Origin of the sequence: Microbacterium sp. BR1 (genome assembly GCF_002812725.1) — a bacterium.
In the GTDB taxonomy this organism is placed as follows: Bacteria; Actinomycetota; Actinomycetes; order Actinomycetales; family Microbacteriaceae; genus Microbacterium.
In genome coordinates, this window is record NZ_NMUN01000010.1 from 355,071 (window position 1) to 373,993 (window position 18,923).

General features: G+C 69.2%; 15 protein-coding genes and 1 pseudogene. 11 read left to right on the forward strand and 5 right to left on the reverse strand.

Annotation, left to right across the window (positions count from 1 at the left end):
* Positions 1–66 precede the first annotated feature (66 nt).
* Positions 67–1,365 (reverse strand): peptide synthetase, encoded by a 1,299-nt coding sequence (locus tag CGU35_RS17485; RefSeq protein ID WP_100812723.1) that lies wholly within the window; start codon positions 1,363–1,365, stop codon positions 67–69.
* A 63-nt stretch (positions 1,366–1,428) separates the two neighbouring features.
* On the opposite strand from CGU35_RS17485, the gene CGU35_RS17490 reads away from it, so the two are divergent.
* From CGU35_RS17490 to CGU35_RS18315, 6 genes are all read left to right on the forward strand, one after another.
* Positions 1,429–2,217: an alpha/beta fold hydrolase gene (locus tag CGU35_RS17490; protein ID WP_100812724.1), complete on the forward strand. Its 789-nt coding sequence runs from the start codon at positions 1,429–1,431 to the stop codon at positions 2,215–2,217.
* Positions 2,218–2,272: 55 nt separating this feature from the next.
* Positions 2,273–2,566: a hypothetical protein gene (locus tag CGU35_RS18305; RefSeq protein ID WP_146048074.1), complete on the forward strand. Its 294-nt coding sequence runs from the start codon at positions 2,273–2,275 to the stop codon at positions 2,564–2,566.
* A gap of 15 nt (positions 2,567–2,581) precedes the next feature.
* A complete protein-coding gene (locus CGU35_RS17500; RefSeq protein ID WP_100812726.1) occupies positions 2,582–2,932 on the forward strand; it encodes a hypothetical protein in 351 nt (116 codons plus the stop codon).
* A 317-nt stretch (positions 2,933–3,249) separates the two neighbouring features.
* Entirely contained in the window at positions 3,250–3,819 is a 570-nt protein-coding gene (locus tag CGU35_RS18310; protein ID WP_146048075.1) for a hypothetical protein, read from the forward strand.
* A gap of 1,135 nt (positions 3,820–4,954) precedes the next feature.
* On the forward strand, positions 4,955–5,497 hold the full coding sequence (locus CGU35_RS17515; RefSeq protein ID WP_100812729.1) for a hypothetical protein: 543 nt from the start codon (positions 4,955–4,957) through the stop codon (positions 5,495–5,497).
* A gap of 8 nt (positions 5,498–5,505) precedes the next feature.
* On the forward strand, positions 5,506–5,943 hold the full coding sequence (locus tag CGU35_RS18315) for a hypothetical protein (RefSeq protein WP_146048076.1): 438 nt from the start codon (positions 5,506–5,508) through the stop codon (positions 5,941–5,943).
* A gap of 131 nt (positions 5,944–6,074) precedes the next feature.
* Here CGU35_RS18315 and CGU35_RS17520 read toward each other — a convergent pair whose 3' ends face one another.
* Positions 6,075–7,550, reverse strand: coding sequence for a dihydrolipoyl dehydrogenase family protein (locus CGU35_RS17520; protein WP_100812730.1), 1,476 nt, complete (start codon positions 7,548–7,550; stop codon positions 6,075–6,077).
* A 196-nt stretch (positions 7,551–7,746) separates the two neighbouring features.
* On the opposite strand from CGU35_RS17520, the gene CGU35_RS17525 reads away from it, so the two are divergent.
* From CGU35_RS17525 to CGU35_RS17535, 3 genes are all read left to right on the forward strand, one after another.
* Positions 7,747–9,132, forward strand: a complete 1,386-nt coding sequence (locus CGU35_RS17525; RefSeq protein ID WP_100812731.1) for a glycine--tRNA ligase — start codon at positions 7,747–7,749, stop codon at positions 9,130–9,132.
* 265 nt (positions 9,133–9,397) lie between these two features.
* On the forward strand, positions 9,398–10,420 hold the full coding sequence (locus tag CGU35_RS17530) for an ATP-binding cassette domain-containing protein (protein ID WP_100812732.1): 1,023 nt from the start codon (positions 9,398–9,400) through the stop codon (positions 10,418–10,420).
* A complete protein-coding gene (locus tag CGU35_RS17535) occupies positions 10,417–11,235 on the forward strand; it encodes an ABC transporter permease (protein WP_100812733.1) in 819 nt (272 codons plus the stop codon). The genes CGU35_RS17530 and CGU35_RS17535 overlap by 4 nt, the downstream gene beginning before the upstream one ends.
* A gap of 23 nt (positions 11,236–11,258) precedes the next feature.
* Here CGU35_RS17535 and CGU35_RS17540 read toward each other — a convergent pair whose 3' ends face one another.
* The 3 genes and pseudogenes from CGU35_RS17540 to CGU35_RS17550 all read right to left on the reverse strand — a co-directional run bounded on the left by CGU35_RS17540 (position 11,259) and on the right by CGU35_RS17550 (position 16,240).
* The gene (locus CGU35_RS17540) at positions 11,259–14,132 is read right to left on the reverse strand and encodes an ATP-binding protein (protein WP_100812734.1); all 2,874 of its coding nucleotides are present in this window, start codon (positions 14,130–14,132) and stop codon (positions 11,259–11,261) included.
* A pseudogene (locus CGU35_RS17545) lies at positions 14,129–14,697 on the reverse strand (HhH-GPD-type base excision DNA repair protein). The gene CGU35_RS17540 and the pseudogene CGU35_RS17545 overlap by 4 nt, the downstream one beginning before the upstream one ends.
* Before the next feature lie 166 nt (positions 14,698–14,863).
* Positions 14,864–16,240: a glutamyl-tRNA reductase gene (locus CGU35_RS17550; RefSeq protein WP_100812735.1), complete on the reverse strand. Its 1,377-nt coding sequence runs from the start codon at positions 16,238–16,240 to the stop codon at positions 14,864–14,866.
* 85 nt (positions 16,241–16,325) lie between these two features.
* Between CGU35_RS17550 and hemE the strand changes: the two genes are divergently transcribed.
* The gene (gene hemE, locus CGU35_RS17555) at positions 16,326–17,366 is read left to right on the forward strand and encodes a uroporphyrinogen decarboxylase (RefSeq protein ID WP_100812736.1); all 1,041 of its coding nucleotides are present in this window, start codon (positions 16,326–16,328) and stop codon (positions 17,364–17,366) included.
* Positions 17,363–18,895, forward strand: coding sequence for a protoporphyrinogen/coproporphyrinogen oxidase (locus tag CGU35_RS17560; protein ID WP_100812737.1), 1,533 nt, complete (start codon positions 17,363–17,365; stop codon positions 18,893–18,895). Before hemE ends, CGU35_RS17560 begins: the two co-directional genes overlap by 4 nt.
* Positions 18,896–18,923: the final 28 nt, after the last annotated feature.

Below are 18,923 nucleotides of genomic sequence, written 5' to 3' on the forward strand. Positions count from 1 at the left end.
CCCACGACGTCAGGCTATCGGCGCGCGGGAGGTGTGCGGGCCACGGCCCGGGCGACAGTACGGCTGCTAGGGCGCCACGACGGCCCGAAGCCCGTTCTCGATCCGGTCGAGCCAGGCGCCCACATTCGTCCGCGCCTCCGACGTATCGGGGTATCGGCAGCGTAGGTGCAGCCCGTCATCGTTGACGATGAACCAGATCATGACCCCGTCGGTCTGGATGACGGCCGAGACGTACTGGATCCCCAGCGCGTCGTCGACGTGCGGCAGCCGGCGGGTGTCGAGCCACGAGATCGCGAACATCCCGGGTCCCGCGGGCATGCCGCCGTACGGGGCGAAGATCGGCGCGAGCGGATAAGAACCGAGCGCGAGTGCATCCTTGACGGCGCTGGCGGATGCGAGGGGGTCGGTCTCGTGGAAATGGATGACCGAGTTCGTGATGAACCAGCCCACCGAGTCATGCCATCGCGGTTCGTTCCTGCTGTGCACGGGAAAGACGGCGCGCAGAGGCACGCCGCTCATCTGCGCGGTCGCCTCGGCGAGCACCGACAATGCCAGCGCTGTCATCCGCACGCCCCGCTCGGTGGCGTGCCCCTCGAACGCGCGGGACTCGGCAGCCGACAGCACGTCTCGCACCTCGACGATCTCGCTGCGCGGGGCCGAGACATCACCGAGGGGGAGGGGGAAGGTGGGCATCGTGCCGGCCTCGATGGCCAGGATGTCGCTCCAGCGCCGTTGCACGTCGACCGGGGCCGGAGGCATCCTCTCGAGCAGCTCGGAGTGCTCGGCGAACGAAGCCGCGGGCACGGGCTCGGCGTCCGGACCTCCGGAGAGCTCGGTCATCATGTCGCGGACGAGCACGAGAAGCGACCACATGTCGACGTGGGCGTGGTCGGATCCGATCACCGCGGTCGGCCGCGGATCGAGGGGGTCGGGGTCATCGGGAACGACGACGCACACGCGGTGCGAGGGCCGCTCGAACGGCGAGCACGCGGCATCGAAGACACCCCGCAGCACATCGCGCGTGAGTTGGTCGTCGCCGACCGGATGCTCCAGCCACTCGCCGCCCACGATGTCGATCTCGTGCAGCGCGAGCTCGCCGGATTCGTCGTACGAGAACGCGCTTCGCAGCGTGCCGTGGCGCCCGATGACTGCCATCCACGCGACCGCGACGTCGTCGAGGGTCGCCGCCTCGGGAAGCCGGAACGCGACCGCCATCCACGAGCCCGGACGTGCGCCCAGACCGACGTGCCGACGCTGGTCGAACGAGATGGGCAGGGGGCGTCCGGTGTGCTCGGACGCGCGCGTCACGAAGCTCTGCAGCGTGCCCCGGGGCAGGGTCATCTGGGCGACATTCGTCAGGCGCATGGCGCCGTAGTCTAGGGGGCGAATATCTCGTGCCTGTGACTCCCGCCTGCAACCGGAGGTTTCGTGCCCACACTCGACGTCGGGGGCGCCACGCTCGATTACGACATCACGGGCGACACCGGCCCGCTGGTCGTGCAGCTGCACGGGCTGACCTCGAGTCGTGTCCGGGATGCCCAGCTGGGTCTCGATCTCGGCCGAGCGCTGCGCGACCATCGCGTGCTGCGGTACGACGCGCGCGGTCACGGCGGATCCACGGGCGGGAAGAATCCGTCGGCCTACCGGTGGGACCGCCTGGCGAAGGACCTGCTCGCGCTGCTCGACCATGTCGCGCCGGGTGAGAAGGTGCACGGCATCGGGCCGTCGATGGGCACCGGCACGTTGCTGCACGCGGCCGTGCGCAAGCCGAAGCGGTTCGCGAGCCTGACGCTCGTGGTGCCTCCGACGGCGTGGGGTAGCCGTCGCGCGCAGGCCGCGACCTATCTGCAGAACGCGGACCTGGTCGAACAGCACGGCATGGGCGCGTTCGTCGAGGCGGGCAGCACAGCGCCCGTGCCGCCAGCGCTCGCCGACATGCCCGAGACCCGTCCATCGATCAGCGAGAAGCTGCTGCCGACGATCATGCGCGGTGCGGCCTCCACCGATCTGCCGGACCGCAAGGCGATCGGGCGCATCGAGGTGCCGACACTGATCCTCGCGTGGACGGGCGACCGGACGCATCCGGTCAAGACGGCCAACAAGTTGCACGAGCTCATCCCGGACAGTCGCATCGTCATCGCGCGGACGCCCTACGGCATCATGGCGTGGCCCGGCTTGTTCGCCGAGCACGTCGCGACGACCGGCTTCGCTCCCTGAGCTTGTCGAAGGTGCTCCGGTGGTCGCTTCGACAAGCTCAGCGACCGTTGGGGGGATGTTCGAGGCAACCGGCACCGACGCGATTCACCGCATCAAGAATCCGCCCGGCATCCGGGGAATGGGGCCATCTCGGAACCCCGACATTGAGATCAACGTAGAAACTGGCGACGTCGGGATTGAGGGTGGTGATGGCAACGTGGTTGACAACATCGATGAGTATCTCGATCCTCATAGTTCGCCGTCGCCTATCGGCCCGTCCATAGATTGGGGCCCGCTTGTGGCGGTAGGGGTGGGTGTGCTTCTTGTTGGCGTCGCGGGCAACGCCGTAAAGGCACCGGGCACGGGTTGAGAAAGGTGTAGAAGAGTGAGTGACGAGGAAGAGCCGCTCCTGATCTGCAGCGCGGTCGTTTACTTCTGGGAGCAGAACGTCACCGACAACGGGGTCGATATTGAAATGATGCCCGCAATGGACACGATGATTTCGGCGACGATAGCGCAAGATGATGGTGAACTTCGGCAAGGCGAGTTTCTCCATTTCTGGAGCGAAGCATTGACTCGAGTCGACCGATGGCGCGAAGATCACCCGTCGATACACCACACCGAGGTGTCTATCCGAGTCTCGTTGAGTGGGCCTGAGGCTGCCAGGGGCATTGCGGTCAGCGCGGACATGCTGCGTGAGGCAGCGACACGGGGCGCGGAGCTGATGATCGACTGAGATTGCTGCGTTCGATGAGGCGATGGGAGAGGAAGGACAAGATATCCCCTGAGCGCGGGTGAAGGGCTATCTGGACGGGTCGTATTTGTCGGATCGAACTGCGCCAGGCTGGTTCGAGCATTGAGGCACGCCGTCGTATTCTGCGTTGCAGCAGCGCGCGTCCGTCGCTTACCTATGCGGGCGGTTCACGCCTGAACGCGGTCACGCGGGATCGTGCGGGTCGGACGACGGGGTTGGAGTGGACGTTCCCAGGTTCCGCGACGATCACGTTGGCGTCGGAGTCGCGCCGACGGCTTCTTTTGGGGGAGGTGTTGAGTATGCAGCAGGTATACGCTCCAGTTGCAACGGGTGGATTGCCTGCCACGGTGCCTGGGGGTGAGCTTCTGGATCACGTAGCTAACGTTCCCGCCGAAGCACTATGGTTTCTGGCGTTGGGAACGATCTGTGCTCTTGCCTCGGCGTTGATGCTTGTGTTCCGCGCCTGGCTAGCTCGTTCCATCGTCAGCGCGTTGAACTTAACCCCGGGAATTCCGTTCCGGGGTCGAGCCACACGAAACGCCAACCCATCGCAGCTGCTCGGTGCGAGCATAGTTAGCCTCGCTATCGGAACGGTTTTCTTGGTGCAGGCTGGCCTTAGGCTTGCGCGATTCTCGGAGAGCAATCCGGCAGGCTCAATGCCGGTCGTCGTGGTCTCGGGTCTGGCGATCAGTCTTCTCCTGGCGGGCGCCATCACGGTTGTCGTCGGTCTGCGTCGAGCAAAAGGAAGTCGCGGTGCCGTGGCCGATGGCTCGCGCTCTTCCGAATCTCGGGTCCCCACGGTGGTTCTCGCGGTGGCCTTCATCGGGCTTGCAATTGTGGACGGGTGGATTCTGCTGCTGATGATTTAGGCGGCTCAGGTGTGGACCATCGGACGGCCGAGACGACTTACTTATGGGAGGCCGAGTCGACTGCCCATTTGCTGTTCACGATGGCGGGAGGGCGAAGGGAGAGTGGTGATGCAGAGTGGCTCGGCCCGACAAGAGGACGGCCGCACAGACGTGTAGGTATGGCCAGATCGCGCGTGCCCACGCCGTGCCCACGAGTCCCCCACGACCGACTCCGAGATCCTGATGACATTCTTGGGAGCTCCTGAACCAGCTTCTTTCGTATTCAACGTCCAACTCTGGGGAGTTGGCCTCCTCGTCAAGAGAGTTGCAGCACCACATGTTGCGGAACCTCCCGATTTTGCGCACGACCGAACGCTTGTGGGTTCGCCTCTCTGTGTCGGTGGTGGCGGTGGTTGGTCTGCTAGCCGGGATGGTCTTCTTCCCCCCTGAGTCGGAGGGCACTCGAGTCTACGTGCTTGGGATGGTCGCGCTTCTCGTAGCTGGGCTGGGCATCCTGGTCGCGTTCCGTCACGGAGGAGTTGCCCGTTCAGCGCGTGAACATCGTGACAAGTCAGGCGACCTGGTTGTCGTTCTGTTCGAGCGGGCTGCGCTCTATCGCCCGAGATCGGAGCAAGATCTCCGCACTATGGGGAAGGGATGGCTGTCGTTGACGGGACCTCACATAGCCATTTGGGAGGCGGGCAGCCGGTCGCCGATCGCAGTCTTCCCGCGCGCGGGGGCATCGGTTGAGCCCGCGCAAGGAAGCCCGTTCACTCGTCCTCTCGCCCGTTTCCTCTTCGAGGATGGCAGCGAATTGCATGCGGTCGTTGTACGTCATGGATTCGCGGACTTGCGGGGATGGTCTGCGGCCGACATCCGGGCGCTTGATTCTCAGTTGCATCCCGCGTCTTGACAGATCTATTGATCTTCCACCTCGGAGTTCGAAGTATCGAGGCGTGAGAAAGCGTTGAATCGCTCGGCGACGATCCGTGGGTGCAGCGCGTCACCGATCCGGTGTTGGTGTCGGGACGAGTGTGACGGTGGGTGCGTCTGCTCCGACGGCGGATCAGTGGAACGTGGTCGCGGTGGAGGTGAATCAGGCTGCCGGGACGAGTGTTCCGGGGCCGGTGTTGCGGATGGCCTCGCGGCGGGTCAGGTGAACTTCAACGCCCGGGGTGACATCACATCTCTGGGTGGGATCACGATCGCGTATGACGCGGGTGGTCGTCATGCGGGGATGACGTATTCGGATGGCACGACGGTCACGGTTGCTCGGGATGCGTCGGGTCGGGTGGTTGCTCGGACGGTGGATCCGGCGGGTGCACAACCGGCATCCACAACGAAGTTCCTGCACGCCGGTGGGTCGGATTCGCCGTGGGGGTCAGTATCGGCCGCGGGTGAGCTGACCCGTGAACTGTCACTGCCCGGCGGGGTGAGTGTGGAGGCGACCAGTGCCGGGTTGTCGTGGTCGTATCCGGGGATCCTGGGACATTCGATCGCGACCGGTGGTGGGACGTCGACGGGTGCGCTCAGGTTGTATGACCCGTTCGGGCAGCCCTTGGACCCCACCACCCGTGCGATCGGGACGGTGGCGTCGGATGATGCGGGGTTGAACGGGCAACAAACCGGGTGGCATCAGGGCGGGTTGAAACTTGCCCACACGGCCGGTCAGGTCACGATCATCGAGATGGGTGGGTAGCAGTAGTTGTGATCGCCGTGTTCAGCGCGATTGTGCTGATAGCTGGCGACTGGATTACAGACTGGTGCGCCACCCTCTACCGAGGGGAAGGAAACGCAAATGCGCGCGTGGGAGCAGCTCTCCCGCGTTGGGCGTTGAGTGCTGCGTCGCCTATCGGCCTCGTCGGAAGTCTGGTTACCTACAACCAGCGGGCGGAGGCCTGCGGCAGCATCGCGGTTGAATCTCCCGGCGATGCGCTCGCGTTGTTTGGTGGAGCGGCACTTGTCGTGATCGGGTTGTCCGTGCTCGCCGCGCGTCACTATGCCATCAATAGATCCATGCGTCGCGTTGCAGAAAATGATCTTGCGGGACGCCGGGCGATGCGCTCAGCGCGCGGAACAGCGCGGCTATTGACTGCCATCTTCCTGCTGCCCGGGATGGTACTCGTGGTTGTCGGCGGATGGTGAGTGGACCCGCGGCTTTGGGAGTGAATGGCCCCGGGTCTTGTGGAAGTTCTGATTCCCCGAGAGGATCTTTCAGATCGCTGCAGGACGCCCATGTGCTTCGATAGGCTCAGCGACCGCGGCGAGAGCTACGGCTAAGCGGTGTCGCGACCGAGGGCCTCGAGGAACCGCAGCCAGACCTCGCTCAGCGTCGGGTACGAGGGCACCGCGTGCCACAGGCGCTCGATCGGAACCTCCCCGACGACCGCGATCGTCGCCGAGTGGAGAAGATCCGCGACACCGGCCCCCACGAAGGTCGCCCCGACAACCGTGCGGGTCTTCGGATCGACGATTAGGCGCGCCTGCCCGGTGTAGCCCTTCGCGGTGACGGAGGCTCCGGCGATGTTGTGCAGGTCGTAGTCGACGACTTTCACCTCGCGGCCGGCACGCTCGGCCTCGGCCGCCGTGATGCCCACGGCCGCGACCTCGGGCTCGGTGAAGACGACCTGCGGCACGGCGGCGTGGTCCGCGGTCGCGACGTGACGACCCCAGGGGGCGTCGTCGATCGGCTGTCCGAGGGCTCTGGCCGCGATGACGTCCCCGGCGGCACGCGCCTGGTACTTGCCCTGGTGCGTCAGCAGCACCCGGCCGTTCACGTCCCCGACCGCGTACAGCCAGCCGGGCTCGTCGCCCTCGGCGCCGACCGGCTTTCCGTCCGCGTCGAGCGCCCGCAGGGTGTCGTCCGTCCGGAGGGAGCGTCCCGCCTCCAGCCCGATCGAATCGAGCCCGATGTCGTCCGTGCGGGGGCGGCGTCCCGTGGCGATCAGGATCTCGTCGGCGTGCAGCACCTCGCTGTCGGGGGAGTCGCCGAGAGAGACGGTGAGTGAGCCATCCGCTGTACGTTCGACGCGCGTTGCGGATGTTCCGGTACGCACGTCGACCCCCGCGTCGCGCAAGGCGGCGAGCACGAGTTCGCCCGCGAACGGTTCGTTCGACGTGAGGAGTGCATCGCCGCGGACGAGCATCGTCACCTTCGCGCCGAGGCTCGAGAAAGCCGTCGCGAACTCGGCGGCCACGACCCCGCCGCCCACGATTACGAGGCGCTCCGGCACGATCTGGACGGCCGCGGCCTCGCGGTTCGTCCACGGGGATGCGTCGGTGAGCCCGGGAATGTCGGGAATGATCGCGGACGTCCCCGTGCAGACCGCGACCGCGTGGCGTGCGACGAGCGTCTCGACGGAGCCATCCGGAGCCGTCACCTCGATGCGGCGCGCACCGGCGATCCGACCGTGTCCGCGGACGAGGGTGATGCCCGCGCTGTCGAGCCACGACACCTGGCCCGCGTCATCCCACCCCGACGTCGCGGTGTCGCGGAAGTGCAGCGCGGCCTCGACGTCGAGGGGTGCGCCGAACGCCTCGCGCGCGCCGGGGACGCTCCGCGCCGCACGCAGGGCGGCCCCCGGTCGCAGCAGGGCCTTGGTCGGCATGCACGCCCAGTACGAGCACTCGCCGCCCACCAACTCGCCCTCGACGATCGCGGCGGTCAGTCCGCCCTGCACCGCACGATCCGCGACGTTCTCGCCCACGGGTCCCGCACCGATCACCACGACATCGAACACGCGCTCGCTCATCCTCCGATGCTAGGCCTGCGGGTGCGCCCGTGGGCGGGTCTTACCCTGGCGGTCCCACAGAGCGCCCCGGACTAAGATCGAGAAAGGATGCGCGGCTCTGCCGCTCCCGTGATGACAGCCCCGCCGCGCCCGTGATCTCGCGCTCTGCGCCCACACTCATCTCGCCCCCGACCCCACCCCGACCATTGGAGCCACCATGGCCGAACAGTCCCGCCTCGATAAGGTCATCGCCCTCGCCCGCCACCGCGGCTTCGTGTTCCAGGCCGGTGAGATCTACGGCGGCTCGCGCTCGGCCTGGGACTACGGGCCCCTCGGCACCGAGTTGAAAGAGAACATCCGCCGCCAGTGGTGGCAGACGTTCGTGCGCGGCCGGGGCGACATGGTCGGCCTCGACTCGTCGATCATCCTGCCCAAGCGCGTGTGGGAGGCATCCGGTCACGTCGCGACGTTCACCGACCCGCTCGTGGAGTGCCTGCACTGTCACAAGCGCTTCCGCGCCGACAACCTGATCGAGGACTTCGAGGCACGCAAGGGCCGTGCGGCCGAGAACGGACTCGCGGATGTCCCGTGCCCGAACTGCGGCACGAAGGGTCAGTACACCGAGCCGCGCGCGTTCTCTGGCCTGGTGAAGTCCTACCTCGGCGTCGTCGATGACGAGTCGGGCCTGTACTACCTGCGCCCCGAGACGGCGCAGGGCATCTTCGTGAACTTCACGAACGTGCTCACGGCATCGCGCAAGAAGCCGCCGTTCGGCATCGGCCAGGTCGGCAAGTCGTTCCGCAACGAGATCACGCCGGGTAACTTCATCTTCCGCACGCGCGAGTTCGAACAGATGGAGATCGAGTTCTTCACGCCCCCCGCCGAGGCGCAGGAGTGGTTCGAGCACTGGGTCGAGGCGTGCTGGGACTGGTTCATCGATCTCGGTATCGACCCCGACAACATGCGCCGCTACGACGTGCCGGAGGAGGACCGCGCGCACTACTCCGCCGGCACGATCGACGTCGAGTATGCCTTCGGGTTCCCGGGCAAGCAGTGGGGTGAGCTGATGGGTGTGGCCAACCGCACCGACTACGACCTCACGAGCCACAGCGAGGCATCCGGTCAGAGCCTGTCGTACTTCGACCAGGCGACCGGCGAGCGCTACACGCCGTACGTGATCGAGCCCTCGTTCGGTCTGACGCGCGCGATGATGGCGTTCCTCGTCGACGCGTACCGCGAAGAGCAGGTGCCGAACGCTAAGGGCGGAACCGACACCCGCACGGTGCTGGGCCTGGACCCGCGCCTCGCGCCGATCAAGGTCGCCGTTCTCCCGCTGTCTCGCAACGAGCAGCTCTCGCCGATCGCGCGCGAGCTCGCCGCCGACCTGCGCGGCAACTGGAACATCGACTTCGACGACGCCGGCGCGATCGGCCGCCGGTACCGCCGCCAGGACGAGATCGGAACCCCGTTCTGCGTCACGGTCGACTTCGACTCGCTCGAGGATCGCGCGGTCACGGTGCGCGACCGCGACACGATGGCCCAGGAGCGCGTTCCGCTGGCCGAGGTCTACGCCTACCTCGCCGAGCGCCTGCGCGGCGCCTGACCCGCACCCGCGGCGTGCTCCTGCAGGAGCATGGCGCCCCCGGCATCCGCGTCCTCCCTCGCCGAGTCCGCCCGTTGTTGCCGAGTCCGTCCGTTCTTCGCGGTGAGCAAGCGGCGGACTCGGCGCTAAGCGGCGAGCTCGGCGTTCGTCGCGCGCACGGTCGTGACAGCGAGGGATGCCTCGTGACAGCGCCCGGGCCCGCGTGACAGCGGGGTGACAGCGCCCGCGGCGCATCATGGTGCGACGCCACAGAAAGGCACACACCATGACCCAATACACCTACGCCGTCGAGGCCGCGGGACTCGTGAAGTCCTTCGGCTCGAACCGCGCCGTGGACGGCGTCGATCTCGTCGTCGAGGCGGGAACCGTCTACGGCGTGCTCGGCCCGAACGGGGCCGGCAAGACCACGACGATCAGCATGCTCGCGACGCTCCTGCGACCGGATGCCGGGACGGCCCGCATCTTCGGCCACGACGTGGCGCGCGAGCCCCAGATCGTGCGACAGCTGATCGGCCTGACGGGACAGTTCGCGTCGGTCGACGACAAGCTGTCGGCCACCGAGAACCTGATGATCTTCTCGCGCCTGCTGGGACTCTCGCGCGCGGATGCGAAGCGCCGCACGCGAGATCTGCTCGAGGAGTTCCACCTCACCGAGGCCGCATCGCGACCTCTCGCCAAATTCTCGGGCGGCATGCGCCGCCGGCTCGACCTCGCCGCATCCCTCATCGCCCAGCCGCCGCTCATCTTCCTCGACGAACCGACGACGGGTCTCGACCCCCGCACGCGCGGGCAAATGTGGGACACGATCCGGCGCCTCGTCGCCTCGGGCTCGACGGTGCTCCTCACGACGCAATACCTGGATGAGGCCGACCAGCTCGCCGACCGGATCGCGGTCATCGACGAGGGGCGCGTCGTCGCCGAGGGAACCGCGCTCGAACTGAAGGCATCCGTCGGCCAGGCCTCGCTCATCCTGCGGCTGCGACCCGGGTCGTCCATCGAGGACGCGGCACGCGTCGTTTCGCGCGTGCTCGGTGTCGACGCGATCGTCTCGCCCGAGGCCGGACGCCTCACGGTGCCGATGAGCGATCCCGATCGCGTCGCCGACCTCCTGCTCGCGTTCCGCGACGAGCGCCTGCACCTGACCGAGATGAGCGTGCAGCAGCCGACGCTCGACGAGGTCTTCCTCGCCCTGACCGGCAAGGGCATCCCCGCCGACGATGTCGCGGCCCACGATCCGGGCGCGGCCGAGTCCCCGGCCGAAGCGACCCACGAAGGAGTACGCGCATGAGCGCCACCACAGCAACCCTCACGCGTGCCGGCGGGCGTCCGCTCGTCAACCACGCGAGCCTGCGTCAGACGCTGGCCAACACCTTCACCATGGCCGGCCGTGGCCTGCTGAAGATCCGGCGCACGCCCGAGCAGCTCATCGACGTGACCGTCCAGCCGATCCTGTTCACCGTGATGTTCACCTACATCTTCGGCGGCGCGATCTCGGGCGACGTGCAGAGCTACCTGCCGATCATCATCCCCGGCATCCTCGTCCAGACGGTCATCACGACCTCCGTCGTCACCGGCGTCCAGCTGCGCGAAGACATGGACAAGGGGGTCTTCGACCGGTTCCGATCCCTGCCGATCGCCCGCATCGCGCCGCTGTCGGGGGCCCTGCTCGCCGACACCGTGCGCTACGCGATCGCCACGACGCTGACGTTCACGATGGGATTCATCATGGGATTCCGTCCCGTGAGCCTGGGCGCCGTGGTCGTCGCGGGACTCCTCGTGATCGTGTGCGCCTGGGCGCTCAGCTGGATCTTCGCGTTCTTCGGCGTGATCGCCCGGTCGGCGGGCTCGGTGCAGGGAATCTCGTTCCTGATCCTGTTCCCCCTGACGTTCCTCTCCAACGCCTTCGTCCCGGCCGACACGATGCCGGGCTGGCTGCAGTGGTTCGTGAACATCAACCCCGTCTCGCATCTGGTGACCGCCGTTCGCGACCTGGTGAACGCCGGGACGTTCGGCGGCGATGTGTGGCTCGCCCTGCTGGGGGCCGCGGTCGTCGTTGCGGTGTTCGCGCCGCTCACGGTCCGCGCCTACATGCGCAAGGCCTGAACCGCGCCGGCTTCAGGTCGGCGTCAGAGCAGGAGCGCCAGCAGCGACTCCGGGTCGGGGGCGTCGGGATCCGTCGGGATCTCCGGCGCCCCCTCGTCGTCGAGGCGGCGACGCAGGCGGGCGATGAACGGGTCGCTCTCGTCAGGCCCACCGCGCAACCTGTCGGCCGTGACGAGCGCCTGCCGGGCGGCGACCGGCTCACCCGTCTCCGTCAGCCACGCGGCGATGCTCACCACGACGTCGGCGATGATCGGCTGGTCACCCGTACGAAGGGCGACCGGAAGAGCCACGCGCAGCGCATCGCGCGCCTCGTCGGGGCGTCCCGCCATCACGTGTGCCTGAGCCCGTTTCGAGTGGCCCCACGCCGTCAGCTGTTCGGGGATCGACTGCGCGGGTTCGAAGACGCGCTCCAGGGCGCGTAGCGCTGCGTCCGCTTCGCCGGAGGCGATGTCGACGGATGCTTGCACGTAGGCGACCTGCGTGCGCACCCGGTCGCCTCCCGCCGCGTCTGCGATCTCGATGAGTTGCGCGAGTCGCGCGCGGGCCTCGTCCATCCGTCCCATCCGCAGCAGCACTCCTACGCACTGCGCGCGTTGCTGCACGATGTCCCAGGGCGTGGCGAGGCCTTCCAATCCGGGTGTCGCGGCGTCGGAGATCGCGAGCGCCTCGTCGAGCCGCCCGTTCAGGACGAGCCACTCGGCGCGCATCTGGCTCGCCAGCGCCGTGCCCCACGGGTCGCCGATGCGCCGGAAGGTGTCCAGCGCGGTCTCGGACGTGACGCCGAGAGTCTCGAGGTCTCCGTCGTTCTGAGCGGCCGCCGCCCGCATGACGGCGACCAGTCCGCGGGTCCATTCGGGCGCGTCCGCGTCGAGCACGTCATGGATGACGTAGCTCCGCGACCATCCCTTCGCGCGGTCCGGGTCGCGCGGGATCTCGATCAGGGCCGGAAGGAGCGCGGGCAGCGCCTGTGTCAGGTCCGACGGATGTCGCGCCGCCGCGGCGATGATGTCGTCGGCTCGCCGCGCGAGGCGCTCGATGCTGTCGGGAGTCGACTCGCCGCGCTCCAGGCGGAACACCTCGACACCCAGGGCAACGGCACTCAGCATGACCTCGGGTTCGGACTCCAGGGCAACGGCCGCGGGCGCGAAGGCGGTCAGCGCCGTCTGGATCTCGTCCATCCGCTCGCGCATCATCCAGACCCACAGTTGTCCCCGCGCCAGAGAGACGCCGAGCCGGGTGTCGCCGGCGGTCGCGCACCACCGGGTGGCCGCGACGAGGTTGTCCTCGTTGGCGTCGAACCAGGCCACGGCCGAGCGGACGTCACGGCCGCGCGTTCGCGCGTCGTGGCCGAGTGCGAGTTCGGCCATGACCGTCGCCTGCCGACGGTTGGCCCCTTCCAGCGTCCCGTCCTCGCGGAGCCGGTCGCGCCCGTAGTCGCGGACCGTTTCGAGCATCCGATACCGACCTTCGCTGCGGCGCAGCAGGGATCGATCCACGAGGGCATCGACATCGGCGGCCGCGACCGCCAGACGGGGGGCGATCCCCTCGAGATCCTCCGCACCGACGCCGTCGGGAAAGACCGCGATCGCCATGAGCGCCGTGCGCTCTCCCGGCGACAGCATGTCCCAGCTCCAGTCGATGAGCGCCCGCAGCGTCTGGTGCCGGGTATCCCCGACACGCGTCGCGGACCTCAGCAGCGTGAATCGGTCGTCCAGGCCGCGATCGATCTCGGCGAACGTGAGAGTGCGCGTCTTCGCGGCGGCGAGCTCGATGGCGAGCGGCAGCCCGTCCAAGCGCGCGACGATCCGCGTCGCCTCCGCGACCTCGGCGCCGTGCGGTGGTGTGCCCCGCGCGGCGCGCACGCGGCGGGCGAAGAGCTCCTCGCCGTCCTCCGGGGAGAGTGGACCGAGATCGACGAAGGCCTCGCCCGTCACGCCGAGGGGCTCGCGGCTGGTCGCGAGGATGCGCACGCCCGGCACGGCGAGCAGGATGTCGCGCGCGACGGTCGCGGCCGCCCCCGCGATGTGCTCGCAGTTGTCCAGCACGAGCAGCATCTCGCGCCCGCGTAGGGCCTGCAGGGTGCGTTCGCGGGGCGTGGCGGGCACGTTCGTCGTCTCCGCGACACGCATCCGACGCCCCACGGCTCCGTCGAGGGCGTTCCAGATCTCGCCGCGCGTGACCGGAGCGAGCTCGACGAACAGGGAGCCGGGCCGGCGGCGCGCGGTCTCGAGGGCCAAGGTGGTCTTGCCCGCTCCGCCCGGGCCGAGAAGCGTCACCAGGCGCTCGGTGTCCAGCTGGGTCGCGATCAGGTCCAGTTCGTCGTGCCGACCGACCAGGGCGGTGAGGGGCGCGGGCACGGGGTCCGTATCGAGGACGACCGGTCGCGGGGAGTCGACCGCCGCGAGGCGCAGCGCGTGCGCACGGTCGTCGCGCAGGTCTTGCAGCACCCACGCGAAGCCGTCGCCGGGCGTCCAGGGCTCGCTGGCCCACAGCGCGAGGGCCGCGCGTGCGAGTGCGGCACCCGTGGCCGGGTCCGCACGCCGGGCCTCCTCCACCGTGTCCTGGAACTGCACGATGTCGACGTCCGAGCGGGACGCGTTCAGCCGATACCCGCCCGGTACCGCTTCGAGTGCACCCTCGGGAAGCTCACGGCGCAGGCGCGACGCGAGCGACTGCAGCGATGCCCGCGGGTCCGCCGGGCGATCCTCGGGCCAGATGTCCTCGGTGAGCGTGCGGTAGCTGACATCCGTTCCCGCGTCGAGGGCGAGCCGGAACAGCAGCGCCTCTTGGCCGCGACCGCGCACGACCACCGCGGCGCCGTCCGCCTCGATCGCGAATCCCCCGAAGAACTGCAGACGCATGTCTCGCCGCGCGGTGCCCCGGGGGACCGCGTTCACGCCTTCTTCGCGGCGGCTTTCGCCGCCTGCTTGTGCGCGCGCACCTTCAGCAGCGACTCCGGGCTGACGATGTCGGCGACGCTGCGGAACGAACCGTCCTCGCCGTACGGAGCGGATGCCTCACGCCACCCTCTCCCGCGTACCCGTACTGTTTGCCGAGCAGCGCGAGGAAGATCTTCGCCTTCTGCTCGCCGAACCCGGGCAGAGCCTTGAGGCGCTTCAGCACCTCGCGCCCGTCGGGGGCATCGCGGGTCCAGATGGCCGAGGCGTCCCCGTCCCAGTCGTCCTTGATCGCGGTGCAGAGCGACTGCACGCGCCCGGCCATGGATCCCGGGTAGCGGTGCACGGCCGGCGTCTTCTGGAACTCCGCGACGAGCTTCTCCGGGTCATAGCGCGCGAGGGTCGCGGCGTCGACCGAGCCGACGCGCTCCTGGATCTTGAGCGGCCCCGCGAAGGCCGTCTCCATGGCGACCTGCTGGTCGAGCAGCATGCCGATCAGCAGGGCCAGCGGGTCATCGCTCAAAAGGCGGTCCGCGGCCGCGTCGCCCGTGATGTGCAGCGTCATGCGTTCAGTCTCCCACTCGATCCCACCGGGCGCTCACCGCGCCCGCGACGAGCGCGCCGACCCACCGCGCTCAGCGTGCGACCGGGCCCAGCCGGCGGTTCTCACCGACGACACGGTAGACGTCACGTGCCAGCGCACCCGACTCGGATGCTGAGCCGGTCACGGATCAGGCGACGCCGTCGGCGAGGGCCGCGTCGTCGCGGTGATCCGCGGCACCACCCGTCGCAGAATCCTGGGCGCTGACGTCGATGCCGAACAGCGTGCCGAGGGCGGCGACGTAATCGTCGGCACGCCCACGGGCCGCGAGATCGTGCGCGCGGCTGGTGGGGACGTGCAGCAGGCGACCGACCAGGTGGCGCATGGCCTGTTCGGTGCGGCCGTCGTCGTCGCCGCGTGCGCGGACGCGCGCGATCTCGTCTTCGAGCACACCGAAGGCGTGCTCGCGCAGCGCAACGACGGCGGGCGCGAGGCTCTGGCGGCGGCCCGCGAGGGCGAACTTCTGCGCGGCGAGGCGCACGATCTCGCGCGCCTCCGCAGTCGCCTGCAACTCTTCGAGCGGGGCGTGCAGCCGAACGGTCTCGAGGTCGAGCAGATCGACGCCCGCAACGGTCACGACATCCGGGTCGACATTGCGGGGCAGGCCGAGGTCGATCACCAGGCGTCGCGCGCCCGCGGTGTGCGAAACGGGGCACTCCGCGGCGCCCGCCGGGGTGATGCGGCGAAGCTCGCCCGACAGCTCGGCGCGCCCGCGCTGCAGCACGGCCGCGTCGAGGACGTGGTGGTCGGCGCTCGTGCAGGTGATGACGAGATCCGCGGATGCCGCGGCCCGCGCGTACTCGGCATCGTCGATGGATGCGATGCCGTGCTTGGCGGCGAAGACCTGTGCGCGCCCCGAGGGCGAGAAGACGGTGATGCGTTCGGCGCCGTGGTCGCGCAGCGCGGCAAGCGTCGCCGCGGCGTATGCACCGGTGCCGACGAGCAGGACGTCGAGGTCGGCCCAGTCCGCGACGCGGCTGTCGGCCAGCTCGAGGGAGAGGCGCACGAGCGAGCGTCCGGCGCGGCCGATCGCGGTGGCGTTCTTGACGCCCCGCTGCGCCTCGCTCGCACGCTGGAAGAGGCGCTCGAGTTCTGTGGATGACGTGCCCTGACGCCGCGCGTCGGTGAGCGCCCGGCGCACCTGGCCCGCGATCTCGCCCTCGCCGACGACGACGGACTCGAGGCCCGATGCGACGGCGAACAGGTGCTCGGCGACATCCGGACCCGTGACGACCCGATACGAACCCTCGAATTCGGAGGCGCTGACGCCCGTCGCCGCCTCGGCCGCGAGCAGGACGGCCTCGACGCCGACCGGGCCTGCCGCGGTGACGGGCTCGTCCATGTCGACGTACGCCTCGAAGCGGTTGCACGTCGCCAGCACGACGGCCCCGCGGACGCACGAGTCGTGCTCCGCGATGAGGGGAGCGATATCGGTCGTGTGGACGCTGAGCCGCTCGAGCAGATCGAATGCGGCGGTCTTGTGACTCGCCGAGATACACAGCAGCACCTGCCCAGCCTACCTTCCGTGCACACCCCCACCGCCCGCCAGTCCCGAGTCGCCGGAACCCAGCGACGCGAGGGAGGATGGAACCATGCACCTCTCCGATGCCCCGCTGCTGCGCGCCCTCCGAGGCGACCGACCCGACCGCGCCCCGGTCTGGTTCATGCGCCAGGCGGGTCGTTCCCTTCCCGAATACCGCGAACTGCGTGTCGGCACGCGGATGCTGGATGCCTGCCTCGACCCCGAGCTGGCCTCCGAGATCACGCTCCAGCCCGTCCGCCGGCACCACGTCGACGCCGCGATCTTCTTCAGCGACATCGTCGTGCCCCTGCGCCTGGCCGGGGTCGAGGTCGAGATCGAACCGGGCCGGGGCCCTGTTTTCGCGAACCCCGTTCGCAGCGCCGCGGATGTCGCCCGCCTGACCACGATCGACCCCGCCGAGGTGGCCGCGGCATCCGGTTCCGTGACCGAGGCGATCGGCCGTGTCACCGACGAACTCGGCGCGACACCGCTGATCGGTTTCGCGGGCGCGCCCTTCACCCTCGCGGCCTATCTGGTCGAGGGCGGCCCATCGAAAGAGCACATGCGGGCGCGCGCCATGATGCACGCGGACCCGTCCTCGTGGCACGCGCTCGCGGACTGGCTCGGCCGGGTCGCCGGGGTGTTCCTCGACGTGCAGGTTCGCGCTGGAGCATCCGCCGTTCAGCTCTTCGACTCGTGGGCGGGCTCGCTCTCGCGGGCCGACTATCGCGCGTTCGCGGCACCCCACTCGCGCACGGCGGTCTCGGCGGTCGCCGGTCGGGTGCCGATCATCCACTTCGGCGTCGGCACCGGGCCGATCCTCGACGACATGCGCCTGGGCGGTCTCGCCGACGCGGTCGGCGTGGACTGGCGAACGACCCTCGACGACGCCGCCCGCGTCCTCGGGCCCGACGTCACGGTGCAGGGCAACATCGATCCGGCCCTGCTGCAGGCGCCGTGGCCGGTGCTCGAGGCCCACGTGCGCGATGTGCTCGAGCGCGGCCGTGCCGCCCGCGCGCATGTTCTGAATCTCGGTCACGGCGTCACGCCCGAAACCGATCCCGACGTGCTGACCCGCATCGTGCGGTTGGCTCACGGGGAGGACGAGTGAGCTCAGGCGCCTCGGCACCGTTCTCGGCCGAACTGATCGAAAAAGCCCGCGACACGCGGGTCGTGGTGATCGGCGGGGGGATCGCGGGCCTGCTCGCGGCGTGGGAGTGCGCGCGGATCGGGATGGATGTCACGGTGCTCGAGGCCGCGTCGCGTCCCGGAGGAGCCATCCGAGGCGCGAGCGTCGGAGGGCTGACGCTCGACGTCGGAGCGGAGAGCTACGCCACACGCGGCGGGCACGTGCGACGCCTGATCGACGAGCTGGGTCTGGGCTCGGATGTCGTCGCACCGAGCGGTGGACGGGCATGGCTCGCGGGGATCCCCGGTGTGCCGGGAGGCGCGGCGCCGCTGCCCGCGGGCGGAGTCCTGGGCATTCCCGCGAACCCGTTCGATCCGGATGTCCGCCGCATCATCGGATGGGGTGGCACCTGGCGGGCGTATCTCGACCGCCTGCGCCCCGTGCTGACGATCGGTCACACGCACAGCCTCGGCGCCCTGGTCTCGACACGCATGGGCACTCGCGTACTCGATCGTCTCGTCGCACCCGTCGTGCAGGGCGTCTATTCCGCGTTGCCCGCCGACATCGACGTCGATCTCGCGGCTCCCGGCCTGAATGCCGCGCTCACCCGCGCGGGATCGCTGAGCGGTGCCGTTTCCGTGCTGAGCGCCGAACGCGCGACGAAGGCCCCCGGTGGAGCGGTCGAGGGGATCCGCGGCGGCATGACGCGGCTCGTCGAGGGGCTCCTGGCGCGCCTGCACGAGCTGGGGGCGACGATCCTGACGGATACGCGTGTGGCCGCGTTCGGCCGGGGCGCGGATGACTGGCAGGTCGAACTCGCCCGGGGCGCCGACCCGCGCGCGGACGGACGCGAAGACCTTGCGGCGGACGCCGTGATCGTCGCGACGGACGAGCGGATGGCGCGGGCGCTGCTGCGCGCATCCGTGCCCGGCCTCGACCCCGCCCTCGACGGCGCCAGCGACGCGCGGCCCAGCGACGGCACTGCCCCCGAGATCGAGGTCGTGTCGCTCGTCGTGGACGCCACGGCTCTCGACGCCAGGCCCCGCGGCTCCGGTGTGCTCACGGTCCCCGGGTCGTACACGGCAAAGGCACTCACCCACGCGACCGCGAAGTGGGCCTGGCTGGCCGAAACGGCGCGCACCATCGCCCCCCACCGCCACGTCGTGCGCGTGTCGTTCGGCAGCCAGGGTGAACCCGCGGCCACGGCGGAACTCAGCGACGAGGAGGCCGCCGCACTCGCCCTGACCGAGGCATCCGCTCTTCTCGGCGTTCCGTTGAGCCCGAGCCAGCTGGCCGGCGCACACCGCGAGCGCTACACCCAGAGTCAGCCCGCATCGGTCATCGGGCGCGAGGCGCAGACGGCGGCCGTCCGCGAACGCGTCGCGGCAGTCCCGGGCCTGGGTATCGTCGGCGCCTGGGTCTCGGGGACGGGCCTGGCACAGGTCGTGCCCGACGCGTTGACCGAGGGTGAACGCGTCCGAACCGCTCTCTTGTGGGACCGACGGCCCTGATGTCAACCCGGATGCCGAATTTGGCATA

Coding starts and splice junctions, on each gene's coding strand:
- CGU35_RS17485 (WP_100812723.1), bottom strand. CDS start 1,365: ATGCGCCTGACGAATGTCGCCCAGATGACCCTGCCCCGGGGCACGCTG.
- CGU35_RS18305 (WP_146048074.1), top strand. CDS start 2,273: ATGTTCGAGGCAACCGGCACCGACGCGATTCACCGCATCAAGAATCCG.
- CGU35_RS18310 (WP_146048075.1), top strand. CDS start 3,250: ATGCAGCAGGTATACGCTCCAGTTGCAACGGGTGGATTGCCTGCCACG.
- CGU35_RS17520 (WP_100812730.1), bottom strand. CDS start 7,550: ATGAGCGAGCGCGTGTTCGATGTCGTGGTGATCGGTGCGGGACCCGTG.
- CGU35_RS17525 (WP_100812731.1), top strand. CDS start 7,747: ATGGCCGAACAGTCCCGCCTCGATAAGGTCATCGCCCTCGCCCGCCAC.
- CGU35_RS17530 (WP_100812732.1), top strand. CDS start 9,398: ATGACCCAATACACCTACGCCGTCGAGGCCGCGGGACTCGTGAAGTCC.
- CGU35_RS17535 (WP_100812733.1), top strand. CDS start 10,417: ATGAGCGCCACCACAGCAACCCTCACGCGTGCCGGCGGGCGTCCGCTC.
- hemE (WP_100812736.1), top strand. CDS start 16,326: ATGCACCTCTCCGATGCCCCGCTGCTGCGCGCCCTCCGAGGCGACCGA.